Origin of the sequence: Paenibacillus sp. FSL H3-0469, from assembly GCF_038051945.1 — a bacterium.
Taxonomy (GTDB): domain Bacteria; phylum Bacillota; class Bacilli; order Paenibacillales; family Paenibacillaceae; genus Paenibacillus_AQ.
The window spans coordinates 7,155,138-7,176,626 of the sequence record NZ_CP150302.1 but is presented as its reverse complement, the minus strand read 5'-3'; the positions used below and the strand labels follow the sequence as shown (position 1 = coordinate 7,176,626).

General features: G+C 50.2%; 15 protein-coding genes. All 15 read right to left on the bottom strand.

Features of this window, described 5'->3' with window-relative positions; genetic code table 11:
• Positions 1 to 30 precede the first annotated feature (30 nt).
• The 15 genes from cdiI to essC all read right to left on the bottom strand — a co-directional run bounded on the left by cdiI (position 31) and on the right by essC (position 21,478).
• Positions 31 to 396: a ribonuclease toxin immunity protein CdiI gene (gene cdiI / locus NSS83_RS31130; RefSeq protein WP_341188219.1), complete on the bottom strand. Its 366-nt coding sequence runs from the start codon at positions 394 to 396 to the stop codon at positions 31 to 33.
• Positions 397 to 408: 12 nt separating this feature from the next.
• Positions 409 to 2,604, bottom strand: coding sequence for an EndoU domain-containing protein (locus NSS83_RS31125; protein WP_341347217.1), 2,196 nt, complete (start codon positions 2,602 to 2,604; stop codon positions 409 to 411).
• 139 nt (positions 2,605 to 2,743) lie between these two features.
• Positions 2,744 to 3,217, bottom strand: a complete 474-nt coding sequence (locus NSS83_RS31120) for a hypothetical protein (RefSeq protein ID WP_341347216.1) — start codon at positions 3,215 to 3,217, stop codon at positions 2,744 to 2,746.
• A gap of 5 nt (positions 3,218 to 3,222) precedes the next feature.
• Positions 3,223 to 5,334 carry a hypothetical protein gene (locus tag NSS83_RS31115; protein ID WP_341347215.1) on the bottom strand — a complete coding sequence of 704 codons (2,112 nt, stop codon included), beginning with the start codon at positions 5,332 to 5,334 and terminating at the stop codon, positions 3,223 to 3,225.
• A gap of 20 nt (positions 5,335 to 5,354) precedes the next feature.
• Positions 5,355 to 5,798 (bottom strand): SMI1/KNR4 family protein, encoded by a 444-nt coding sequence (locus NSS83_RS31110; protein WP_341188215.1) that lies wholly within the window; start codon positions 5,796 to 5,798, stop codon positions 5,355 to 5,357.
• Between the two features lie 165 nt (positions 5,799 to 5,963).
• Complete coding sequence (locus NSS83_RS31105) at positions 5,964 to 6,551, bottom strand: pentapeptide repeat-containing protein (RefSeq protein WP_341188216.1); 588 nt, start codon at positions 6,549 to 6,551, stop codon at positions 5,964 to 5,966.
• Positions 6,552 to 6,573: 22 nt separating this feature from the next.
• The gene (locus tag NSS83_RS31100) at positions 6,574 to 8,694 is read right to left on the bottom strand and encodes a hypothetical protein (RefSeq protein WP_341347214.1); all 2,121 of its coding nucleotides are present in this window, start codon (positions 8,692 to 8,694) and stop codon (positions 6,574 to 6,576) included.
• 523 nt (positions 8,695 to 9,217) lie between these two features.
• Positions 9,218 to 9,634 carry a hypothetical protein gene (locus NSS83_RS31095; RefSeq protein ID WP_341188218.1) on the bottom strand — a complete coding sequence of 139 codons (417 nt, stop codon included), beginning with the start codon at positions 9,632 to 9,634 and terminating at the stop codon, positions 9,218 to 9,220.
• An 11-nt stretch (positions 9,635 to 9,645) separates the two neighbouring features.
• Positions 9,646 to 11,811, bottom strand: coding sequence for a deaminase domain-containing protein (locus tag NSS83_RS31090; RefSeq protein ID WP_341347213.1), 2,166 nt, complete (start codon positions 11,809 to 11,811; stop codon positions 9,646 to 9,648).
• Between the two features lie 29 nt (positions 11,812 to 11,840).
• Positions 11,841 to 14,558 (bottom strand): hypothetical protein, encoded by a 2,718-nt coding sequence (locus tag NSS83_RS31085; protein ID WP_341347212.1) that lies wholly within the window; start codon positions 14,556 to 14,558, stop codon positions 11,841 to 11,843.
• Between the two features lie 10 nt (positions 14,559 to 14,568).
• A complete protein-coding gene (locus tag NSS83_RS31080; RefSeq protein ID WP_341188054.1) occupies positions 14,569 to 15,378 on the bottom strand; it encodes a copper amine oxidase N-terminal domain-containing protein in 810 nt (269 codons plus the stop codon).
• A gap of 50 nt (positions 15,379 to 15,428) precedes the next feature.
• Positions 15,429 to 16,736: a hypothetical protein gene (locus tag NSS83_RS31075; RefSeq protein WP_341347211.1), complete on the bottom strand. Its 1,308-nt coding sequence runs from the start codon at positions 16,734 to 16,736 to the stop codon at positions 15,429 to 15,431.
• Positions 16,737 to 16,897: 161 nt separating this feature from the next.
• Entirely contained in the window at positions 16,898 to 17,188 is a 291-nt protein-coding gene (locus NSS83_RS31070; protein WP_036702412.1) for a WXG100 family type VII secretion target, read from the bottom strand.
• A 33-nt stretch (positions 17,189 to 17,221) separates the two neighbouring features.
• Positions 17,222 to 17,548 (bottom strand): WXG100 family type VII secretion target, encoded by a 327-nt coding sequence (locus tag NSS83_RS31065; RefSeq protein ID WP_340754893.1) that lies wholly within the window; start codon positions 17,546 to 17,548, stop codon positions 17,222 to 17,224.
• 36 nt (positions 17,549 to 17,584) lie between these two features.
• Positions 17,585 to 21,478: a type VII secretion protein EssC gene (gene essC / locus NSS83_RS31060; RefSeq protein ID WP_341347210.1), complete on the bottom strand. Its 3,894-nt coding sequence runs from the start codon at positions 21,476 to 21,478 to the stop codon at positions 17,585 to 17,587.
• Between the last annotated feature and the right edge of the window lie 11 nt (positions 21,479 to 21,489).

The window sequence follows — 21,489 nt, the reverse complement described above, 5'->3', positions numbered from 1 at the left end:
GTTTATTCGGCACTAGGTAGCCCCTACTACTTATACAATTTTAAACTTTCGTTTAATTTCATATAATCGAGATTCAACTACATCCTTATCATCAGAGTGCTTTAACAAATATACTTTACTTGCTTCTTTAAGATAAACATAGAAACTGTAGTAATCTAGTACGACGGTTACATCTTCATCAACTGCAGGACGGTCAAAAAAATAGCAAACCCCATCTTCTCCGAAGTACCCTTCTTCCCACTCTTCTAGTTCACTTGCAAATAAACACCAGATATGCTCATTACCAAAACCCTGCCCGTTACAATACTTTTCCAACGCTTTAATAAAGTTCCCATCTCCGATAGAAAAATAATAAAGATCTATCAGTTTTTTTTCAGAAATATTTTCATTTGTCATATCGTTACCTCCCTATTTCCCCTCAAATGAAGGATGGAAATTTGTGATGTTCCCACTATCATCAAGGTATCCCGTAAATCTAAGTCCATTAGAGGAGTATCCAGTCACTAATCTCCCATTAATCACACCATTCGCCATAGCTTCTTTGCCCCATACAATCATTTGTTCACTTGAAATTACATTTGAATCATAGACTGTCTTTGGTTGAGGGATATTTTTATATTGGCCAGGCACTACCTTTAATTCCCTGTCTAATGCAGGAATTCTATACTCTATTTCATAAACCCCAGGAACAGTAGAATGCGGAGTTCTTGAAACAATAACATCATCTAGCTTCCAACCTTGATCTGTCAGAATTTTCTCGAAATTTTCTAAATTATGACCTCCAACAACGCCTTTATTCCCTTTTCTAACAAGCCCTTGTACATTTATCATGTGATCATCAAAACCGTTTACATACTCGAACTTATTCTTAGTCACCCATGTAACATTTTCATCACCATATTTTGAACCGAAGTACTCATCCCATTCCGCCCCTGTTTGAGGGATCTTAGCATCATTCCCCCGCCCCTCACTCCGCCACACCTGCCCCGGCATCTCAACCGGGCCCGGGCCGCCCGGCGTTGCCGGAATCAACCGGTTCGGGTAAGGGTTCATCCCTGGAAAATTCCAGTTCTTCAAAGCATCCGGCACTTTCTTCAACGCATCGGTCAGCGGGTCCATTACCGCGTCGGCCAGCTTGCCGACCACGCCGCTCTTGGCGATAGGTACGCCCGGCACGAGGATGGAGGCGGCGTTGCCGAGCATTTCGGCTTTTTGCTCCGGGGTGCCTTCATTGAAATTATGATACATGGCTTTGGCCGCATCCATCAGAACTTCGGGGTGATTGACGAGATAGTTCACCTTGTCGATCGTCTCCTGGGTCGTCTTCTCCGGGTCGATGACGAAGTCAAAAGCGAACTTAGCGGTGTCCACCACGCCCATGACTGTAGATTTGATCAGGCCGCCGACGAAGGCTTGGGTTACCTGATCGGCCTGTACCACTATTTTGCGCCATTCGGTCATACCGTAGGTGTCTTCCGCCCAAGTATAATACGCGGTGTACACGGCTCCGGTATGTTTACTGGGATCATAGACCTTGTCCTTGAAATAGGCAAAGGTCGTCTCATTCTCTTTGTTCTCCGCTGTGATCGGCGTGCCGTCCGGCAACGTCATCGGCGGTCCATGGAGCCGCTTATACTCTGCCACCTGCCGTTCCAGCTCGCGAATCTGTTCCGCTCTAATCACCGCTGCTTCAATGTCCTTGTAATTACTCTTCGCCCACGCGCGGTATTTCTCATTCACCAGTCCCAAAGTGATGGCGAACCGCAGTTCATCACTGGCGGGCACTGCCGACCCGTCCGTTAGCAGCGGATTATAGGCACAGGCGGATAAGGGGGAGCCCTTGTATTGCGTCCGCAGGTTGGTCTTCGCATAGAAGCCTGGGTCCACGCCCAGCTTTTGTAGCAGCTCACGCTGATGCTCCGCATGTTCGTTCGCGGACTTCATATAGCTCTTGTTCCCATACTTCTCATAGACAGAGTATGCCGCTTGACTACGTCCGATTTCCCGCAACGCTTCGGCAATCTTGGACAATTGCTCCCGTGCCTGCTGCTGTTCGGCGGGATTGCCGGACTCTCTCTGTTGGAATAGCTCCGAGATGACTGCATCTGCTGCAAAAGGCTGCAGTTGTCTATCCGCCGACGCATCCCTGACGTTCCGCAGCAAATCCTGAATCATGCGGCTAAGCGTCGGCGGATGACGAAGGACATCCTGAATTCCGTGCGCGGCCTGATCCCGTATGCCTTGCAACCACCGGCTGAACAGGCTGCCTGCCTGCTTCCAGGTGAATGCCGGTGTAGCTTTTAACAGACTCTGCGCTTTCGATTCTGCCGACTGATATTGCCCAGCCGCCCAGCGCAAGGCCGATTGCTTGCGCTCTATCCGGTCACTAAGCGACTGCGCCTCCCGTCCCAACTCCTGCAGCAACCGGATCGCCTCGCGGGAGGGAGACTGTACATAACTCTCCGGGTAAGCAGCCTGCACCGAACGGACCAAACCACCAACGTTTCTGTCCATACCGGTGACCTGCTCCTCCAGGACACGGTTCAAGCGCTTCAGTCCCTGCTCCAGCTCCAGTATCCGCTTGATCTCCACCTGCTGCTGCATGCTTCACCTCCAGAGTACAAATCCGCCGTCTAGTTATTCAAGTCGTCGAACATGGAGCCTTTTACCGTGACTAGAACCTATCGTTGAATGATGGGTTCATTCGGTATTGGGTGGCCCCGCAGATGACTCAGATTACATCTTAGTTAGACAATTCTTTTTCAACGTAAGGACGGTCAAGTAGACTAAGTAGGCTTGTGGTTAAATATTTCGTCTGATACTGGTCTAAAGCGTTATTGACAATTAGCTGACCATTCTCCATTCTAAGCAACTGAGCTGAACCATCTTCTAGAAATAATAGGTTACCATCAATATGTCTTATAAGCCTTCCCATAATTTTAAACAAAAGCTCTAGTCCTTGATAAAACGTATTTCCAAACAATTGAATTCTGATACAAACATTTACATCTAAGTTATAATGATTTCTAACAAAAGCGATATCAGAAATATCTTCAATTTCAAGAGCCAATGCAAATAGCTCAGAGCCAATAACTATTTCCTCATCGTTACAACTCAATGAGGCCTTCTTGTCCCCACACGCAGTCGTAAATCTTTCCAGCATTTCACCTAATGAATTATTACTTACATTAGATAGTAGAAACAATTCATAGTCCATTACATCTATCCTCCAAATACTCTTGTAATTTCCCCATCTTTCACAATAAATAGTTCTTTTAAGTTCTTCAAATCACCGTCTGAATTTGCTTTTCTTAAAATCCCCTGAATAATTTCGGCGACTTTTTCTGAAGGGAACTGATCTAAATTTAGAACTATTCTTTCTGCTTGTGTTTTAGTCTTTTTTGTAGTGTTTCTAAGAATATTATCTAGATTCGTTTCTATTGTTGGTGCATAACAGTCAAATACCTTACCTTCAATTAAGAAATCCGGATTTGACGACTCTTTTATTCCGAATCCATTACCACCGTTTACTTCATCTAATATTTTAATGTCATAACCTTGATCTGCCATTAGATCGGCTGTTTCACTCTCTTTCTTAATACCATGTGAGTCACCTATTGTGTAGTTTCCTTTAGGTTTTCCACCTTTAGGTAAAGAAGGCTCGGTAAGTTTAGTGTTTGGGATATTCCCCCTCCCCTCACTCCGCCACACCTGCCCCGGCACTTCCACCGGGCCCGGGCCGCCCGGCGTGGCCGGAATCAACCGGTTCGGGTAAGGGTTCATCCCTAGGAAATTCCAGTTTTTCAAGGCATCCGGCACTTTCTTCACCGCATCAGTCAGCGGGTCCATCACCGCGTCGGCCAGCTTGCCGACCACGCCGCTCTTGGCGATAGGTACGCCCGGGACGAGGATGGACGCGGCGTTGCCGAGCATTTCGGCTTTTTGCTCCGGGGTGCCTTCATTGAAGTCATGATACATGGCTTTGGCCGCATCCACCAGAACTTCGGGATTATTGACGAGGTAGTTCACCTTGTCGATCGTTTCCTGGGTCGTCTTCTCCGGGTCGATGACGAAGTCAAAAGCGAACTTAGCGGTGTCCACCACGCCCATGACTGTAGATTTGATCAGGCCGCCTACAAAGGCTTGGGTTACCTGATCGGCCTGCACCACTATTTTGCGCCATTCGGTCATACCGTAGGTGTCTTCCGCCCAAGCATAATACGCGGTGTACACGGCTCCGGTTTGTTTACTGGGATCATAGACCTTGTCCTTGAAATAGGCAAAGGTTGTCTCATTCTCTTTGTTCTCCGCTGTGATCGGCGTGCCATCCGGCAAAGTCATCGGCGGCCCATAAAGCCGCTTATACTCTGCCACCTGGCGTTCCAGCTCGCGAATCTGTTCCGCTCGAACCACCGCTGCCTCGATGTCTTTATAATTACTCTTCGCCCATGCGCGATATTGCTCATTCACCAGCCCCAGTGTGATGGCGAACCGCAGTTCATCACTGGCGGGCACCGCCGATCCGTCCGTCAGCAGCGGGTTATACGTGCAGGCTGATAAGGGAGAACCTTTGTATTGCGTCCGAAGGTCGGTCTTCACATAGAAGCCCGGGTCCACGCCCAGCTTCTGCAGCAGCTCCCGCTGGCGCTCCGCATGTTCGTTCGCGGACTTCATATAAGTCTTGTTCCCATACTTCTCATAGACAGAGTAGGCTGCTTGACTTCGTCCTATTTCCCGCAAGGCCTCCGCAATCTTAGATAATTGTTCCCGGGCCTGCTGCTGTTCAGCGGGACTGCCGGATTTTCTCTGCTGGAACAGTTCAGAGATGACTGCATCTGCTGCAAAAGACTGCAGTTGTCTGTCCACCGAAGCATCCCTGACGTTCCGCAGCAAATCCTGAATCATGCGGCTAAGCGTCGGCGGATGACGAAGGACATCCTGAATTCCGTGCGCGGCCTGATCCCGTATGCCTTGCAACCACCGGCTGAACAGGCTGCCTGCCTGCTTCCAGGTGAAAGCCGGTGTAGTTTTTAACAGACTCTGCGCCTTCGTTTCGGCAGATTGATATTGCCCGGCTGCCCAGCGTAAGGCCGAATGCTTGCGCTCTATCCGGTCACTAAGCGACTGCGCCTCCCGTCCCAACTCCTGCAGCAACCGGATCGCCTCGCGGGAGGGAGACTGCACATAACTTTCCGGGTAAGCAGCCTGCACCGAACGAACCTGACCGCCAACGCTTCTGTCCATTCCCGTGACCTGCTCCTCCAGTATACGATTCAAGCGCTTCAGTCCCTGCTCCTGCTCCAGCATCCGCTTGATCTCCACCTGCTGCTGCATGCTTCACCTCCAGAGATGCATCAGTCATACAGTGAAATTAAAAATCCCGAAAGTTTATCACTAACTTTCCTGAAATCAATTAGATCCAAACTTTCATCATAATGATACACAGGTGGGTTATCACCCTCATCCAAGTTAAAATACCAAAACATATATCCTTGATGTATCATGAATACAAACTGATTATCTGTTAATTTCTTCGGAAAATTATTTTCATCCAAAAGTTCAACTGCCCATTCTTTAAGTTCTAATATATATTTCATTGAATAATGTGTACCTGCCAAAAACTCAATCCCATTGCCGGCTTTACACATAAATTCCAAATAAGTTAAGGGGAGTTCTTTGGTTGGCATTAGTTTCTTCAATTTTAAAATTTCATCTTCATTGCAAGGTTTCATTGGGTATAAATTTTCTTCTAAGATCAACAAGAAAGTCCTGATATCACCGTCTTTTAAAAAATCCATTCCAACCCCCTCCACTTTCTCGCTTCGTTTCTCCGTCTTTCTTCACCAATCCCAAGATTCCCTCCGCTTTACGAGTAGAGCAGGTATATCCAAAAAAGCTCATTCCTACTCATAAAACAAATTGGAAAGAGCTTTTGAAAGTTTATCAAGTGTTCAATGAAGATATTATCCTCTCATCTGCTCCATTAACCACTTTTTAATATCTTCCCCTTCCAACCTTATTGGTTTCTCTTCTGTTCCAATAAAAATATGTTTGGCAGACACTTCATCAATCCCGTTTATTTCTTCAAAACTAGTGCCATAAAGAAGTGCTCCATCAAGTAGAGCGTTTGTTATATCAACATTAGAAAACTTTGCGTAGCTTAAATTTGCTCTTCGAAATGATGCTCGCCTCAAGTCAGATTGAGATACATTAGCAAAGCTAAGGTCTGTATCATCAAAAGACGCTTTTATGCCTACACAATTTCTTATATTTGAATGTTTTAGGGTTGCGTAATCAAATACTGTTTTACTCAGTATGCATTCAGAGAAAATCGTTCTTTCGAATGAGGTACTTAAAAAATAGCAATCACTCATATCAACATTTGTCAAAAAGGAATTGCTCATATTTGACTCTACAATCTCTGAACAACTCAGGTTCATCCCTGTAAGATTCAGTTGTTTTAATTCTTCATTCACAATTTCTAATTTTTCTCCAATACTACCTTCCGATTCTGCCCATTTATGATGTTTTAAAAACATATTATCATCCATGTAATACTTCCTTTCGCATACTTTATGGCCACCAAAGCAATTTATCACTTAATCCCAATTCTTTCACTGCTTCGCGTACTTCGTCTATATGCTCTGGGAACATTTTTGATGAATCGATGATAACATTCTCACCTTTTGAAAGAGATTCTTCTATATCAGCAATTGCCTTTTCCAGAGTATAACCTTTTGGTGCAAATTTTGAATACCATCCTTTAACGTCCCACTTTACACCTGTTGCATCAATAAATTCTGCACCTGCTGGATTGGTATCTCTAACTATAGGACCAGGTAGGTCTCCTCTCGCCTCTAACTCTAAGCCTGCTAGTCTCTCAACTTTTGATTTTTCGTTTATTTTAAAGTTTTTTGCTGGATCTTTTGCCAAACTTTCATACTCTTCTGGTGACCTAGCATAGTATCTTCCCTTATCTCCATATTTGTCTGTCAATTCTTCATAGTAATCCGGAGCAGTTTCTCTAATTTTGTCTAAGCCTGCTTTTGGCGTCCCCTCACTCCGCCACACCTGCCCCGGCACTTCCACCGGGCCCGGGCCGCCCGGCGTTGCCGGGATCAACCGGTTCGGGTAAGGGTTCATCCCTGGGAAATTCCAGTTTTTCAAGGCATCCGGTACTTTCTTCATCGCATCAGTCAACGGGTCCATCACTGCATCGGCCACCTTGCCGACCACGCCGCTCTTGGCGATAGGTACGCCCGGGACGAGAATAGAAGCGGCGTTGCCGAGCATTTCGGCTTTTTGCTCCGGGGTGCCTTCATTGAAATTATGATACATGGCTTTGGCTGCATCCACCAGAACTTCGGGATTATTGACGAGGTAGTTCACCTTGTCGATCGTTTCCTGGGTCGTCTTCTCCGGGTCGATGACGAAGTCGAACGCGAACTTGGCGGTGTCTACCACGCCCATGACTGTGGATTTGATCAGGCCGCCGACGAAGGCTTGGGTTACCTGATCGGCCTGCACCACTATTTTGCGCCATTCGGTCATGCCGTAGGTGTCTTCCGCCCAAGCATAATACGCGGTGTACACGGCTCCGGTATGTTTACTCGGATCATAGACCTTGTCCTTGAAATAGGCAAAGGTCGTCTCGTTCTCTTTGTTCTTCGCTGTGATCGGCGTGCCATCCGGTAACGTCATCGGCGGCCCATAAAGCCGCTTATACTCTGCCACCTTTCGTTCCAGCTCGCGAATCTGTTCCGCTCTAATCACCGCTGCTTCGATGTCCTTGTAATTCGCTTTTGCCCACTCGCGGTATTGCTCATTCACCAGTCCCAGGGTGATGGCGAACCGCAGTTCATCACTGGCGGGCACCGCCGATCCGTCCGTTAACAGCGGATTATACGTGCAGGCCGATAAGGGGGAGCCCTTGTATTGCGTCCGCAGGTCAGTCTTCGCATAGAAGCCTGGGTCTACGCCCAGCTTTTGTAGCAGCTCACGCTGATGCTCCGCATGTTCGTTCGCGGACTTCATATAAGTCTTGTTCCCGTACTTCTCATAGACAGAGTAGGCTGCTTGGCTCCGCCCGATTTCCCGTAACGCCTCCGCAATCTTGGACAATTGTTCCCTTGCCTGCTGCTGTTCGGCGGGACTGCCGGATTCTCTCTGCTGGAACAGTTCAGAGATGACTGCATCTGCTGCAAAAGACTGCAGTTGTCTGTCCACCGAAGCGTCCCTGACGTTCCGCAGCAAATCCTGAATCATGCGGCTAAGCGTCGGCGGATGACGAAGGACATCCTGAATTCCGTGCGCGGCCTGATCCCGTATGCCTTGCAACCACCGGCTGAACATGCTGCCTGCCTGCTTCCAGGTGAATGCTGGTGTAGCTTTTAACAGACTCTGCGCTTTCGATTCTGCCGACTGATATTGCCCAGCCGCCCATCTGAGTGCTGATTGCTTGCGCTCTAACCGTTCACTAAGCGACTTCGCCTCCCGTCCCAACTCCTGCAGCAACCGGATCGCCTCGCGGGAGGGAGACTGCACATAACTTTCCGGATAAGCAGCCTGCACCGAACGGATCAAACCACCAACGTTTCTGTCCGTACCGGTGACCTGCTCCTCCAGTATGCGATTCAAGCGCTTCATTCCCTGCTCCAGCTCCAGCATCCGCTTGATGTCCACCTGCTGCTGCATAGTTCACCTCCAGAGTACGAGTACAGCGTCTTAGTTATTCAAATCATCGAACATGGAGCCCTTCACTGTGATGGTCATGCCGTCCAGTGCTGTAATGCCTTGAATAAAGTCTAGAGTGTGGTAAGCCAGCTTGTTGCGGATTAATAACAAACTTAGCGCAGGTCTCCTCTGTAATCTGATTCATGTTTTGTCCGTATATGGCTTGTTCTTGTTTCGATACTTTGACATGTCGGATAACTTTGTTATGTTTCCTTCCCGCCGTTACGATAATCAGAATTAACGATACGCTTTAAGGTTTAACCCATAAAAAATATATCACCGATAAAACAGGCCCATCATAGTTGTATCTCACCATAATCGACCTGTTCAATGTAACGGAATAGCATTATTCAGGGTATGAAATTCAAGCCTTTCGTACGCACAACCGAAACAAAGAAATCTTTATACGGGTATTACATGGGTTAACTATGTTTTTGGTCGAATTGGGCTCATTCGACACTGGGTAGCTCCTGCCACTTTTTCGTTACAATAACAAATCCGCCTTCAAACCTAAGATGTAATCTACCCCTATTTTAGTAGAATCGCTTGTTTCCCTGATTTTATATTCCCCTTTATTATCAATTAGCTTTTTACAGATTTGAATGTCTTGCATCAGTTTTTCAATGTCGTTTTTATCTATATGCTCCTCAAACTTTGTTTCTTTAAGATAAATTTCCAGTTTAGAATATATAAAGTCAGCAATTTCTTTATATTTCAAACTCTCTATAGCAATAGAAACAAAATATAATGTTTTAGTAAACAAACTAACATTTACTCTTCTCCAATCTTCTTCTAAAATTTTCGCTGAAACCTGCGCCACATTTAAACCCTCTTCTTCAATATATTCCTCAAAGTCCAACATTACAGAATTTCTAATTCTTTCATATTTAATTATGCTCATATTATCATTCCTTATCTCATATTTTCAGAATAAACATTAAGCTTAATATTAGGGAACTTACGTCTAAATTCCATAATTAAATTTGTGCAACTTTGACAGGCGTCTAATTCAGTATATAAATCTATTTTACCAGAAACATTAGAGTCTTTTATCTGAGAAGAAATATCTTCAAGAATTTTAGCCTCCGTATCATTGAGACGAGGAAATCTATCTTCAACATAGGTTTCAAAGGACTTTGTTTCTTTTGAATGAGTAAAATCACCTAAGTTATTACCTAAACTATCAGAAGAATGAATTTGACTATGTGCTTGAAATTCCTTTTTAATACCAGTTATCTCCACTTTTGCGACAGCAATATTTCCAGTAGTTAATTTATCCAGTTTTCTATCAAGTTTATCCTTCTGTGTTCTTGATAGATTCTTGTATTCATCAGAACTTCTTATTTTTTCTATTTCTCTGTTAATATCTCCTCTTACATTTTGAGTCTTCTCATGCAGGCTGTCTATTTTACGATTAGGTAGTTTAGCTTCCCCCCGCCCCTCACTCCGCCACACCTGCCCCGGCATCTCCACCGGCCCCGGGCCGCCCGGCGTTGCCGGGATTAGCCGGTTCGGGTAAGGGTTCATCCCTGAAAAATCCCAATTTTTCAAAACATCCGGTACTTTCTTGACCGCATCGCTCAGCGGGTCCATCACCGCATCGGCCAGCTTACCGACCATGCCGCTCTTGGCGATAGGTACGCCCGGGACGAGGATGGATGCGGCGTTGCCGAGCATTTCGGCTTTTTGCTCCGGGGTGCCTTCATTGAAGTCATGATACATGGCTTTGGCGGCATCCACCAAAACTTCGGGGTGACTGACGAGATAGTTCACCTTGTCGATCGTTTCCTGAGTCGTCTTCTCCGGGTCGATGACGAAGTCGAAAGCGAACTTGGCGGTGTCCACCACGCCCATGACTGTAGATTTGATCAGGCCGCCTACGAAAGCTTGGGTCACCTGATCGGCCTGCACCACTATTTTGCGCCATTTGGTCATACCGTAGGTGTCTTCCGCCCAAGCGTAATACGCGGTGTACACGGCTCCGGTATGTTTACTGGAATCATAGACCTTGTCCTTGAAATAGGCATAGGTCGTCTCATTCTCTTTGTTCTCCGCTGTGATCGGCGTGCCATCCGGCAGAGTCATCGGCGGACCATGGAGCCGCTTATACTCTGCCACCTGGCGTTCCAGCTCGCGAATCTGTTCCGCTCGAACCACCGCTGCCTCGATGTCTTTATAATTACTCTTCGCCCATGCGCGATATTGCTCATTCACCAGCCCCAGTGTGATGGCGAACCGCAGTTCATCACTGGCGGGCACCGCCGATCCGTCCGTCAGCAGCGGGTTATACGTGCAGGCTGATAAGGGAGAACCTTTGTATTGCGTCCGAAGGTCGGTCTTCACATAGAAGCCCGGGTCCACGCCCAGCTTCTGCAGCAGCTCCCGCTGGCGCTCCGCATGTTCGTTCGCGGACTTCATATAAGTCTTGTTCCCATACTTCTCATAGACAGAGTAGGCTGCTTGACTTCGTCCTATTTCCCGCAAGGCCTCCGCAATCTTAGATAATTGTTCCCGGGCCTGCTGCTGTTCAGCGGGACTGCCGGATTTTCTCTGCTGGAACAGTTCAGAGATGACTGCATCTGCTGCAAAAGACTGCAGTTGTCTGTCCACCGAAGCATCCCTGACGTTCCGCAGCAAATCCTGAATCATGCGGCTAAGCGTCGGCGGATGACGAAGGACATCCTGAATCCCACGTGCTGCCTGATCCCTTAGGCCTTGCAGCCACCGGCTGAACATGCTGCCTGCCTGCTTCCAGGTGAATGCCGGTGTCGCATGAACCAGACTCTGCGCCTTCGTCTCGGCAGCTTGATATTGCCCGGCCGCCCAGCGTAACGCCGATTGCTTACGCTCTATCCGGTCACTAAGCGACTGTGCCTCCCTTGCCAGCTCCTGCAGCAACCGATCCGCCTCGCGGGAGGGAGACTGCACATAACTTTCCGGGTAAGCAGCCTGCACCGAACGAACCAAACCGCCGACGCTTCTGTCTATACCGGTGACCTGCTCCTCCAGTATGCGGTTCAAGCGCTTCAGTCCCTGCTCCAGCTCCAGCATCCGCTTGATGTCCACCTGCTGCTGCATGCTTCACCTCCAGAGTACAAATCCGCCGTCTAGTTATTCAAGTCATCGAACATGGAGCCTTTTACCGTTACCGTCATGCCGTCCAGTGTCGTAATACCTTGAATGGAGCCTAACGTGCGATAAGCCAGCTTGCTCTTGCCAAGCTCCACATTCCCAACCGACACTTTAATCGGATACTCACCGTCCGCCATATTGGCGTGGGTATACAGATAGCTGTTCTTTGGGTTGATCACAATCGTAACGCGGGTCTCTTCCGTAATCTGATACATTTTCTGCCCGTCTTTTACGAATTCCTTATATTCAAAAGCAGTATTGCTCCCTGCCGTAGAGGACTGGCTATAGCCCTCCATCACCTTTTTCCAGTATTCATGGGTATCGCCCTTTACGTCCTGTGAATGCTCCAGCTCCACTACCTTTTTGCTGTAACGGCTGCCATCTGTACTGCGGTCCGTTACGGCCAGCAGCACTTCACCATTCACACCCTTTGGACTCGCGGCAGTCAGTATGCCGGTTTTACGGGCAAACCCTCCGCCCTGCTTGGCAAGCGGCTCATTGCTCAGGTTTACGGCAATCTTTTTGTTGTTGATGTAGATCAGATCATTCTCATAACGGAACGAATCAATGACCCGCTGCACCAGCTCTTTATGATCCTCGGTATCGTCCTTGACCGGCTTGTACACTACGGTCTTTACCTTGAAGGAATAGGACCCTGCCGGGTTAAAATAGTAGCCCGACTTCACCGGATAATTGAAGCGCTGCAATTCCCGGTCCGTGGCGAACACCGCTTTATCATAGCCAGCTTTACCCGCTTGTCCTTCTTTGGCCGCAGTCCGTGAAGTCTGGTATTCTTGGCGCTGCGGACGGTCTGCACTCCATGCAATGTCGCCCATACCTTGCTGCGTGAACGAACGCTTGTATTGCCCATTTACAGCTACAGCCTGATAGGCTTGATTATTCTTATCTAAATGGTACATCCAGCGGATGACATCCACCGGATACGGCTCGGTTCTCCACAGCAGCTTCTTGGATAGAGAGGTCCCGGTGTTCTGCTCGATCTTACTATCTACCACAGGCTCTGGTACTTCCTTGCGTCCATGATAGAAATACATCTCATAGAGCTTCCGGTCCGTTCCCTGCGGGAAGCTGGCGGTTGCCGTATCAGTTACTGTCCGTGTGGTGCAGGTACCATTGCTGCAGCTCGTCACGTCATACTTATAGGTTCTTTGGACTCCGCCCTGGAAGTCCACCCGGCCTTCTTTTACCGCAGGAGAGTATGGATTAGCCGGATTCAGCCATTTGCCATGCTCAGGGTCATCGCCGAAATCCTTGCGGTCAATCACCGCGCTGACGATGGGCTGGCGCGAAATGTGACTCCCCGGATCATCCACTACAGGATTGCCCGAAACATTATATTGCCGGAATACATCCGGGGTCGCATTGGTCACATGCAGTTGTCCGGTAGCATTGTTGATCCAGCTTCCGCGGGGTAAGTACAACTGGGCAACTAACGGTGCACCGCCGTAGATCGGGAATTCCACCTGCCGGGTCAGCACATTATAGCCCAGCGGCTGCGGCTTCAGCAGCTTGACGGCGATTGGATGCGAATCGAGCACGTTATTAGCCAGCTGCTTCTCCTTGGGGGTCTTCCCCTCCGGGTTCACACTGAACTTAATTCGCACCTCGCTGTCCGGCATTTTGAAGCTGGCTTCCAGCAAGCGCTCCCCGTTCTTGGGAATGACAAGCTCCCCGCTACCCTTCTGCGCATGACCGGTGAACGTCAGCTTTGCCGAAGAGCTATTGATGGCCTTGCCTGTACTCACCTGAATAATCTCCCAACGGAAGGGGGTCTTAATCTCTTCAGGAAAAGATGAATCCACCCGGATCTGTACTTGCACCTGTTCACCGGTCTGCGCCTGCAGCGGCAGCTGTTCGAATTCAGCCTTCAAGTCGTATTCCTGCTCGACTAATGCCAGTGGTGCAATCGGAATGTCCAAATACGTGATATTCCCGCTGTTATGGGAGATATAGACGGTTCCATACCCCCACGAGAAATACGTGGGCGGCTGGAGCACATGAACATAGTCAATCCACTTGCCGCCCTTGGACGGAGTGGCGTTGTTGGTATAGACCTTCTTATCTTGAAGCTCTTTATTCTGATCACGGTACATGAAATCCTTATACGTACGGTTGCCGCCGTATTCAAAATTCAAGCCCTCGATAATCGCCTGCTCAAAGGTCCCGTCTGTGAGATAGGCGGTGAGCTTTGAGTTGTTAGTGTTTTGATAGCGGTCAAATTTATTTGTGTTAACTTTGAATTTTTGCTGAACGGCATCATCCTCCCAGGATTCCTTAATCAGGGAGAGATTCTGAATCTGCGTCCCGCTCCACCCGGCGAACCAGGGAACATTCTCTGTCGGTACCGAGTTGCCTTCCCGGGTATAGCCGGAATATTCATAGAGCCCTCCGTCCAATTGGGTGCCATGACTGGTCCCGTAGACGATTTCATAGTAACGTTCGGCACCTGAAGCAATCCTTTTTTGCAGCAGATCCTTCCGGTAGCTGCCCTTGGAGGTCTCCTCCTTGAAGTAATCCTTCACACCATATAAGTCCAGGTAATCTTCGTTGGCGAATTTCAGCACTTCGGCCGGAGTGGCCGGCTTCCCGCGTGCATCCGAATAGGTATCCATTTGGAAGACGGCAGCGACAAAAATGACCGATAGTATGGCTAGAACCAGGGCTCTCTTCATCCATCTACACCTATTTTCTGTATATAGTAAAAACCAGCGCGTTATATTCGGTAGAAGACACATTAATTTTGTATTTTGCATCTTCAAATGTTCTAAAGGGCAGGTTGTACTCTACTGTCTTCTTTGGAGCAACATAGTCCAGCATGGCATCTACAGTAGCCGGCTCAATCTTTTGCCGCATAATCGCTTCTGCTTCCTTCATTTGCATGGCATAATCGGCACCCTCGATCTCGAAATCGACCAGAATGACAAGGACGGCCTTGCCCTTGGGAGGATTCTCAGTAGAAGAATTAACCTGAAGCATAGAGCCTGTATTCGTATAATAAGTGAATCCGTTGGATGTCTTGGCAGTGCCCTTAGCGGGTGCGGAGCTGATCACAGGCGTCTTGCCATCCGTAGAAATATAAGCGGTGCTGACCCGCTGATCCCAGTTCACGCCTACGCCCAGCCCTGCGCTGACGAACTTCAGCGGCACGAACGTTCTGCCGTTCTTCATCAGGGCGGCGGTATCCATCGTCTTCTTAACGCCATCCAACGTAAATTGCCGGTTCCCGATGACCAGCACCAGCTTCTTGCCATTGAGTTCCACCGTTACCGTCTTGGAAGTTGGAGTCCAGCCAACCTTCGCCCCCAGTGCTTCACTCACGAAGCGGACCGGCACCTGTACCCGGTTCTGCTTGTCGAGAAACGGCTGGGCATCCGGGAAGCTGATTTTGGAGCCGTCCACCACCACCCGGACAGACTGGGCGGCATGTGCCGATACAGGCATTAGCGAGATTAGCAGTAATAGAGCTGTGAACCATGTTGTTATTTTTTTCATCTTCATATCCTCCTCAAATGAGCTTGTGACAAGCCTTATCTTTACTCCTTCTACTGGCGCCGCAGAATCACTGGCTCTCCGTCTAGCTCTACCGTTATGACAGGATCGTTGATCAGCGTGCCCATGAAGCCGAAGGCGTGCCAGGCTCCGCTTGCCAGTGCAAGGTCTGAACTGTGCTTGCGGCCGTATTGAGTCAAGAGCGGTTCCAGGTCTTTGCCTGTAAAAGGCACTACCTGCTCTGCTCCGCTAGTACTGTCCGAGACGGTAATCGAGCTAAGCTTAATCTCCTCACGCGGGCCTGCCAGATCCTCTGCATGCAGATCGAGTCCAACCTCAAGCGAACGTTCATCTGATGCCTCTGTAATTGCGGACAGGAAGGCATATTCATCCTCCTTGCCGCGCAGCTGGTTCATCGCAGCTTTAAATTTCTCATTCCCCGGCGTAGTTGGCGACAGAATCGCCATCAGATGCACACCCTGCGTCGAATAGCCAGTATAGATGACAGAGTCATTCAGCAGCGGCTGTACCTGTTCTTGCTGATCCAGCATCTCCTCTACTTCCGCATCGCTGAGCACGATGGACAGGATGCTCTGCAGCCCGCGAATCCGGTCAGAGGCCAGTACGGCGGCCATCAAATCATCAGAGTTTTGCTCCACCTTCTGCATATTGGCCTGAAGCTCTCCATACAGCTTCTCTTTCAGTGCAGTGCCTTCATGATCTCCGGCAGGCTTCACCTGATCATAGCTCTCCGTAACGGGACTATTCGTTTGCCTTTTATACGAGGAGACACCCCAGCCGCCAACCTTCTGTTCCTGCAGCCATACCGTGAAGTAATGATCCTTCATTACATACTCCAGGACCCGGCTTCCATCGTCAGCCCCTTCATAGGTGTGGAACTCCTCCCCATACAGCCGGAGCACTTCTGCTTCCGCATCCCCTGCCTTAAGGCCTGCTGCTGTGGGGGATTCATCCGTCACATCAATCCTGTAGAGCCGCTCATGCTCATCGAAGGTAAAATCAGCTTGGTCCGTCATAACGGTACGGTGTCCCTGATTCCAATCGGCGGGATCACCGGCATTCTCAATTTCATTGCTGTCGTCCATGCCTTCAGCCTCTAATTGTTTACGTAGTTCTTCCAAGGTCATTCCCAGTTGGAACATGCCCTCTTCTCCATTCTCCTGCTCATCGGTAATGACCTGCTTGGCCGGGACTGCTGAAGGACTGGGAGTAGGGGTTTCGATTGCCGGACTCTGCGTGGCAGCCTGACCCGTTTCATGGGCTGGAGCCTTATCTGTCCGTCCGCAGCCTGTAATCATAAGTGCTGTGCACAAGCCGATCATCCAGAACATTTTTTTCATATGGCGGTTGCCCCTTTCCCAGTGTTGCTGCTGCGCCTGCTTCACTTCTATATCTGAACCATCACTTTCATGATGTCTGGTATGCTGAAGTTATGTATAACAAGCATAGCCGCGCCGGAAGCCTATGCTTCCGGCCGCCTATACCTATATTCCGCCTGCTTCTATCTGCGAAGCTGGCTGGCAATATCGCGATCGCTTTGCTCCTTGATCTCTGCTACCTTGTTCAATTGCATACTGATGCCATTCACACACTCGACCAGCTTGTCGAGCGACGGCTTCAACTGGTTGAATTCCTCAATGAAGGCCTTGGAGGATTCACCTTGCCACCATGCTTCAGCAGCTTTGATCTCACTATCCAGCTTGTTGATGATATCTTTAGCACTTTGGCCTTTAGCTTTAATGGAACTGGCTACACTTCTAGCCTGCTCAGGACTGAACACCTGTTTCACCATTCGATTCACCTCCCTTCGTGGAATCTATTGCCGTTACTTCTTCCTCGCAGCGGCTGCGGCCAGCGCGCGGCGGGCCTCTTCTTCCGCCTTCGCCTTCGCCCTGCGTTCATCGTCAGCCCGCTGGACAGCGCCCGCCAGGGCCTGCAGCTGATTCTGCAGCTCCCGCATCTGTCCAAGCAAACGGGTTACATCCCGGGTAATCTCCTGATACTCACTGCGGTAAGTATCCCCGGCTCCACCCTTCCACCAGCTGCTGCTCTGAGCGGCACTGCTGTCATTCTTACTCTGCTCCCGGCGGATATCCTCCGCCGCACTGCTTACATTTCCTGACTGCCGGCGGATTTCTTGCGGCGTAGGCAACAAGCTCACCTCCTCAAATGGGTCCATTCGAAGGCCCTAAGTAGCCGTGCGGATACCCGAGTATTTATTCTTCATAATCAGGTAGCCATCCCCCGGCTCCAGCTCCTTCTCCTTCTCACCGTAAGGCAACCGGACGTTGAACAGATTCTGATCCTTCAGGCTGCCCAGCTGAAGTCCGCATTGTTCCTCGCGGATCGCCTTTCCGAGTCCGTCCCAGTTCCCGGCCAGCTCCGACGTGTTATCTCCGGCAATAACGGCAACCTTAAGCGCCCGTTCCTGCTTCACCATTCGTTCCAGCAATTCTTTCAAGGCATAGAGGTCACCATTCGTGAACTCCGTAAGCCGGTCAATGACGAAGACGATACGCGGCCATGAGGTATACAGCGCTGCGGCTGCACCACCGCTGCTCTTGACCGCAAGCAGGGAGCGGCGTCTGCCCTCAAGCTCATTCTTGATTTCTTCTGCAAAGGCATACATATCATCGACGGCTGCCAAATCCGTTACACCGGACTGCCCCAACACACTGTAGATTCCCATACTCCCCGAATCAAGCGCATAGATGGCGGTCTTCCCAGACTGTCTCAGCAGCTGTGTGACCCAGGATACCAGCAATGTACTTTTACCGGACATAGGATCTCCGGCTACCATGACGATAGGTGTTGTGTCCAGATCCAGGACGGCAGGCTGAAGGTCGTTATCTGATAGTCCAATCGCCAGCCGCCCTTCCGGCAGTGCACAAGCCTCATTCAGCTTACGGATATCAATGAAAGCCGGCATCACCGGAATCCGCGGTGCTTCCGTTAACAGCCCGGTGTCTGCCTGTTTACGCAGGTGAAGTATCCACTGCTCCACTCCTCCATGCTTCTGCTCTGGCAGGAGCGGCAATGCCGTCTGGAACTCCAGCGGAGGCTTGCTGCGCACAAGTCCCCGGCCGGCCGCACGTGATGGCTCCAGGCCTTCCGTGCGGCCGACAATCATTTCATATTCGCTTTTCTCTGTCATCTGCAGGCTGATGGCATTCTTGAAATTGATAGCGAATTTATAGCGTACAAGCGAAGCATTGGTAGCCGTAACCACCATATAGATTCCATATTTGGTCCCTTCCCGCGCCAGCACCACCATCTGCTCATCCAATTCCTCATAGGTCTCCGATAAGGCGAAATAGTTGTCAATCACAAGCACCACTGACGCCAGCTTGCCGATCCTTGCCCGGTAATCGGCAAAGCCGTCCGCCCCGCTGTCTTCAAAAATCCGCTTGCGCTCATTCATGGTGCGGAACAGGAACTTAGTAAACTGGAGAATACTCTTCTCTTGCTCCAGCGTCATCACACCCCCGCAATGGGGCAGCGCTTCAAGCGCTTTGAACGAAGAGCCTCCGCAATCCATCAGGTATAGATGTACGTCTTCCGGTGAATACCGGTAAGCCGCTGACAAACATAAGGTTCTCAGCAACACCGTTTTGCCCGTGCCCGGCGCACCGTAAATGAAGAGATTGCCCTCCCCGACCAAATCAAGCATCAGCGCTTCCTGCCTTTGCCCGCGCGGGTCATCTACAAGACCAACAGGGATACTCAGCGTCTCCTGGACGGACGGCCAGCCGCCGGCTTCCTCCCAGCCCCCGCCAGCCTTATACAATTCCGCTAAATGTACCGATTCAGGCAGCGGAGGATGCCAGGGTCCGGGGAGCGGGTGAATGTCTGCGCTCCGGGCAGAAGCTGCCAGCGATTTGACCACGCTCTCCAGTTGGCTTGGCACCTCCATCTCAGGCAGCTTCTCTTCATCCAGCGGATAGATCTGCTCCTGCTTGCCGTTGAGCTGCAGCCGGTAAATGCGCTTGTGCCGGAGGTGATGCCTTTGCACGTTGCCAGGATCATACATCGCTCCAGAGTAAGCCGACTGGAACATCTCAAAGATCTCGTCATTCCCTACCTGGATAAACGCCCGTCCCGGCTCCTTGATCATTGCCGCATCCGGACGCTTAATAACATCCTTGCTGTCCGCTTCATCCTGGACCTTCAGACAGATCTTGAATTTCGCATTGCTCCAGATCTGATCATCCACGATTCCTGCCGGCTTCTGCGTAGCCAGTATCAGATGCACCCCCAGGCTTCGCCCTACTCTCGCGGCACTGACCAGTTCCTTCATGAAGTCGGGCTGATCCTGCTTCAGCTCCGCGAATTCATCGGCAATCATGATCAGATGCGGAATAGGCGTCATGCCGCGTTCCAGGCCTCCGTTATGATACAGCTTCTGGTAGCGGTCGATATTGTTGACGCCTTGTTCAGCGAACAGCCGCTGGCGGCGCAGCAGCTCGCTTTTGATGGAGAGCAGCGCCCGGTTCGTCTCATTCCCGCCCAGGTTGGTAATCGTCCCCACCAGGTGCGGAAGCCCCCGGAATACATCGGCCATCCCGCCGCCCTTGTAGTCAATCAGGACAAAGACCAGGTCATGCGGATGATAGTGGATCGCCAGCGAAATAATCAGGCTCTGAAGCAGCTCGCTTTTGCCTGAACCCGTGGTCCCGGCAACCAGGCCGTGGGGGCCATGCCCGCTCTCATGCAGATCCAGACGAAATGCGTTTCCGCCTGCGCGTACACCGATAGGGACACTCATTCCCCTGAACGTCTTGTTGCGGCTCCAAATGGACGGGAAATCCAGTTCCTCCACGGTACGGACCCCCAGCATGTCCAGCAGTGTGACCGAAGCAGGAAGAGCAAACGCTGCTCCCGTAGACCGCAGACGCAGAGGGGCCAGCTTACGGGCCGACTGTTCAAGCGTTCTTGTATTCACCTGATCGGGCACGAAGGTCAGCTTGACTCCCGATATTTTGTCCGCGAGTTCAGCACTCTTACTGTTCATATGGATCACTACGCGGCTGTTCATCGGAAGATAGGCTTTATTGGCTGCAATGAACATCGAGGATACGCCAAGCCGGGAATTCCCGTTATAGAGATAATTGTAAATAGGTTCATTCTCAAGCAGCGAAGGATCTTCAATGATAAAGACATAATGCGGATGCAAACTCCCGTGCACCGTGCGCAGCTCCCGTTCCCTCAGAATCTCCTGTAATTCACCCAGCACAGGGTGGGCCATCGGCCGGCCGCAGAGCAGGTAACGGGTGGTGAAATCCTCATTCCACACATGGGGCAGATGCTTAAGCCAACTCCAATCCTGAACACGTTCCTCCGGCACCAGCAGCACGAGCTTCACATCATCGTATCCGTGATGCGTCACCAGCTGCAGGACCATTTGCTGCAGCAGATGCCGGGTTCGCTCTGCCTCTCCTGCCAGGCCGCAGATTTCTGCCTCCAGCAGGTTAACCGTAACCGGTGCATCAGGAACCTTGGCGAACTCCAGCGCCAGCCGGTGCGGCTCCATCAGCAGCGGGTCATTCTCCAGCACGACTGCCTGCTTGTTGTATACGATACGTAAGGCGGACGGCACACTGCCTACTCCCAGCCGCAAGGAGAGAAAATCCTGGTGAACCGGCGTCCGTTCCCACAGCTTGCTGTCATGCTGCTGAAGCCGATGCAGACAGGCTTCAGGCTCCGGGTTCATCTCGTGCAGCGCCTTGCTCTGCTGAGTCCGGGCCAGTGACAGCTCGGTACGGACATCGGCAATATATTGCAGATACTTCTGCTCCCGCTCCTTCTTCTGCCGGTTATACTTACGGATCTGCGACGCTGCACCCGTGAAGGAAAACAGAAGCGTGGTTACCGTCATGGCAATGGAGAGCATCATATACATAGACTGGGCTGTCAGTGCCAGCAGCACGGTAATGACGAGCATTACGGCAGGTGGCACCAGCAGCGCCATCCAGGCGATCTCCGGTTTAGCATAGGCATGCGGAGGATTCGGAATTTCCAGTTCACCGCCAGGCATATCCGGCAAAAATCTGGGCTGGCGGCTGAATTCGTATACTTTTGCCATCTTCATCCCCC

What these genes read in the sequence shown, in the direction of transcription:
- NSS83_RS31075 (WP_341347211.1), bottom strand. Translation starts at nt 16,736, where the DNA reads ATGAAAAAAATGTTCTGGATGATCGGCTTGTGCACAGCACTTATGATT.
- NSS83_RS31085 (WP_341347212.1), bottom strand. Translation starts at nt 14,558, where the DNA reads ATGAAGAGAGCCCTGGTTCTAGCCATACTATCGGTCATTTTTGTCGCT.
- NSS83_RS31105 (WP_341188216.1), bottom strand. Translation starts at nt 6,551, where the DNA reads ATGGATGATAATATGTTTTTAAAACATCATAAATGGGCAGAATCGGAA.
- NSS83_RS31080 (WP_341188054.1), bottom strand. Translation starts at nt 15,378, where the DNA reads ATGAAAAAAATAACAACATGGTTCACAGCTCTATTACTGCTAATCTCG.
- NSS83_RS31110 (WP_341188215.1), bottom strand. Translation starts at nt 5,798, where the DNA reads ATGGATTTTTTAAAAGACGGTGATATCAGGACTTTCTTGTTGATCTTA.
- NSS83_RS31125 (WP_341347217.1), bottom strand. Translation starts at nt 2,604, where the DNA reads ATGCAGCAGCAGGTGGAGATCAAGCGGATACTGGAGCTGGAGCAGGGA.
- NSS83_RS31120 (WP_341347216.1), bottom strand. Translation starts at nt 3,217, where the DNA reads ATGGACTATGAATTGTTTCTACTATCTAATGTAAGTAATAATTCATTA.
- NSS83_RS31090 (WP_341347213.1), bottom strand. Translation starts at nt 11,811, where the DNA reads ATGCAGCAGCAGGTGGACATCAAGCGGATGCTGGAGCTGGAGCAGGGA.
- NSS83_RS31095 (WP_341188218.1), bottom strand. Translation starts at nt 9,634, where the DNA reads ATGAGCATAATTAAATATGAAAGAATTAGAAATTCTGTAATGTTGGAC.
- NSS83_RS31100 (WP_341347214.1), bottom strand. Translation starts at nt 8,694, where the DNA reads ATGCAGCAGCAGGTGGACATCAAGCGGATGCTGGAGCTGGAGCAGGGA.
- NSS83_RS31115 (WP_341347215.1), bottom strand. Translation starts at nt 5,334, where the DNA reads ATGCAGCAGCAGGTGGAGATCAAGCGGATGCTGGAGCAGGAGCAGGGA.
- cdiI (WP_341188219.1), bottom strand. Translation starts at nt 396, where the DNA reads ATGACAAATGAAAATATTTCTGAAAAAAAACTGATAGATCTTTATTAT.
- NSS83_RS31070 (WP_036702412.1), bottom strand. Translation starts at nt 17,188, where the DNA reads ATGGTGAAACAGGTGTTCAGTCCTGAGCAGGCTAGAAGTGTAGCCAGT.
- essC (WP_341347210.1), bottom strand. Translation starts at nt 21,478, where the DNA reads ATGGCAAAAGTATACGAATTCAGCCGCCAGCCCAGATTTTTGCCGGAT.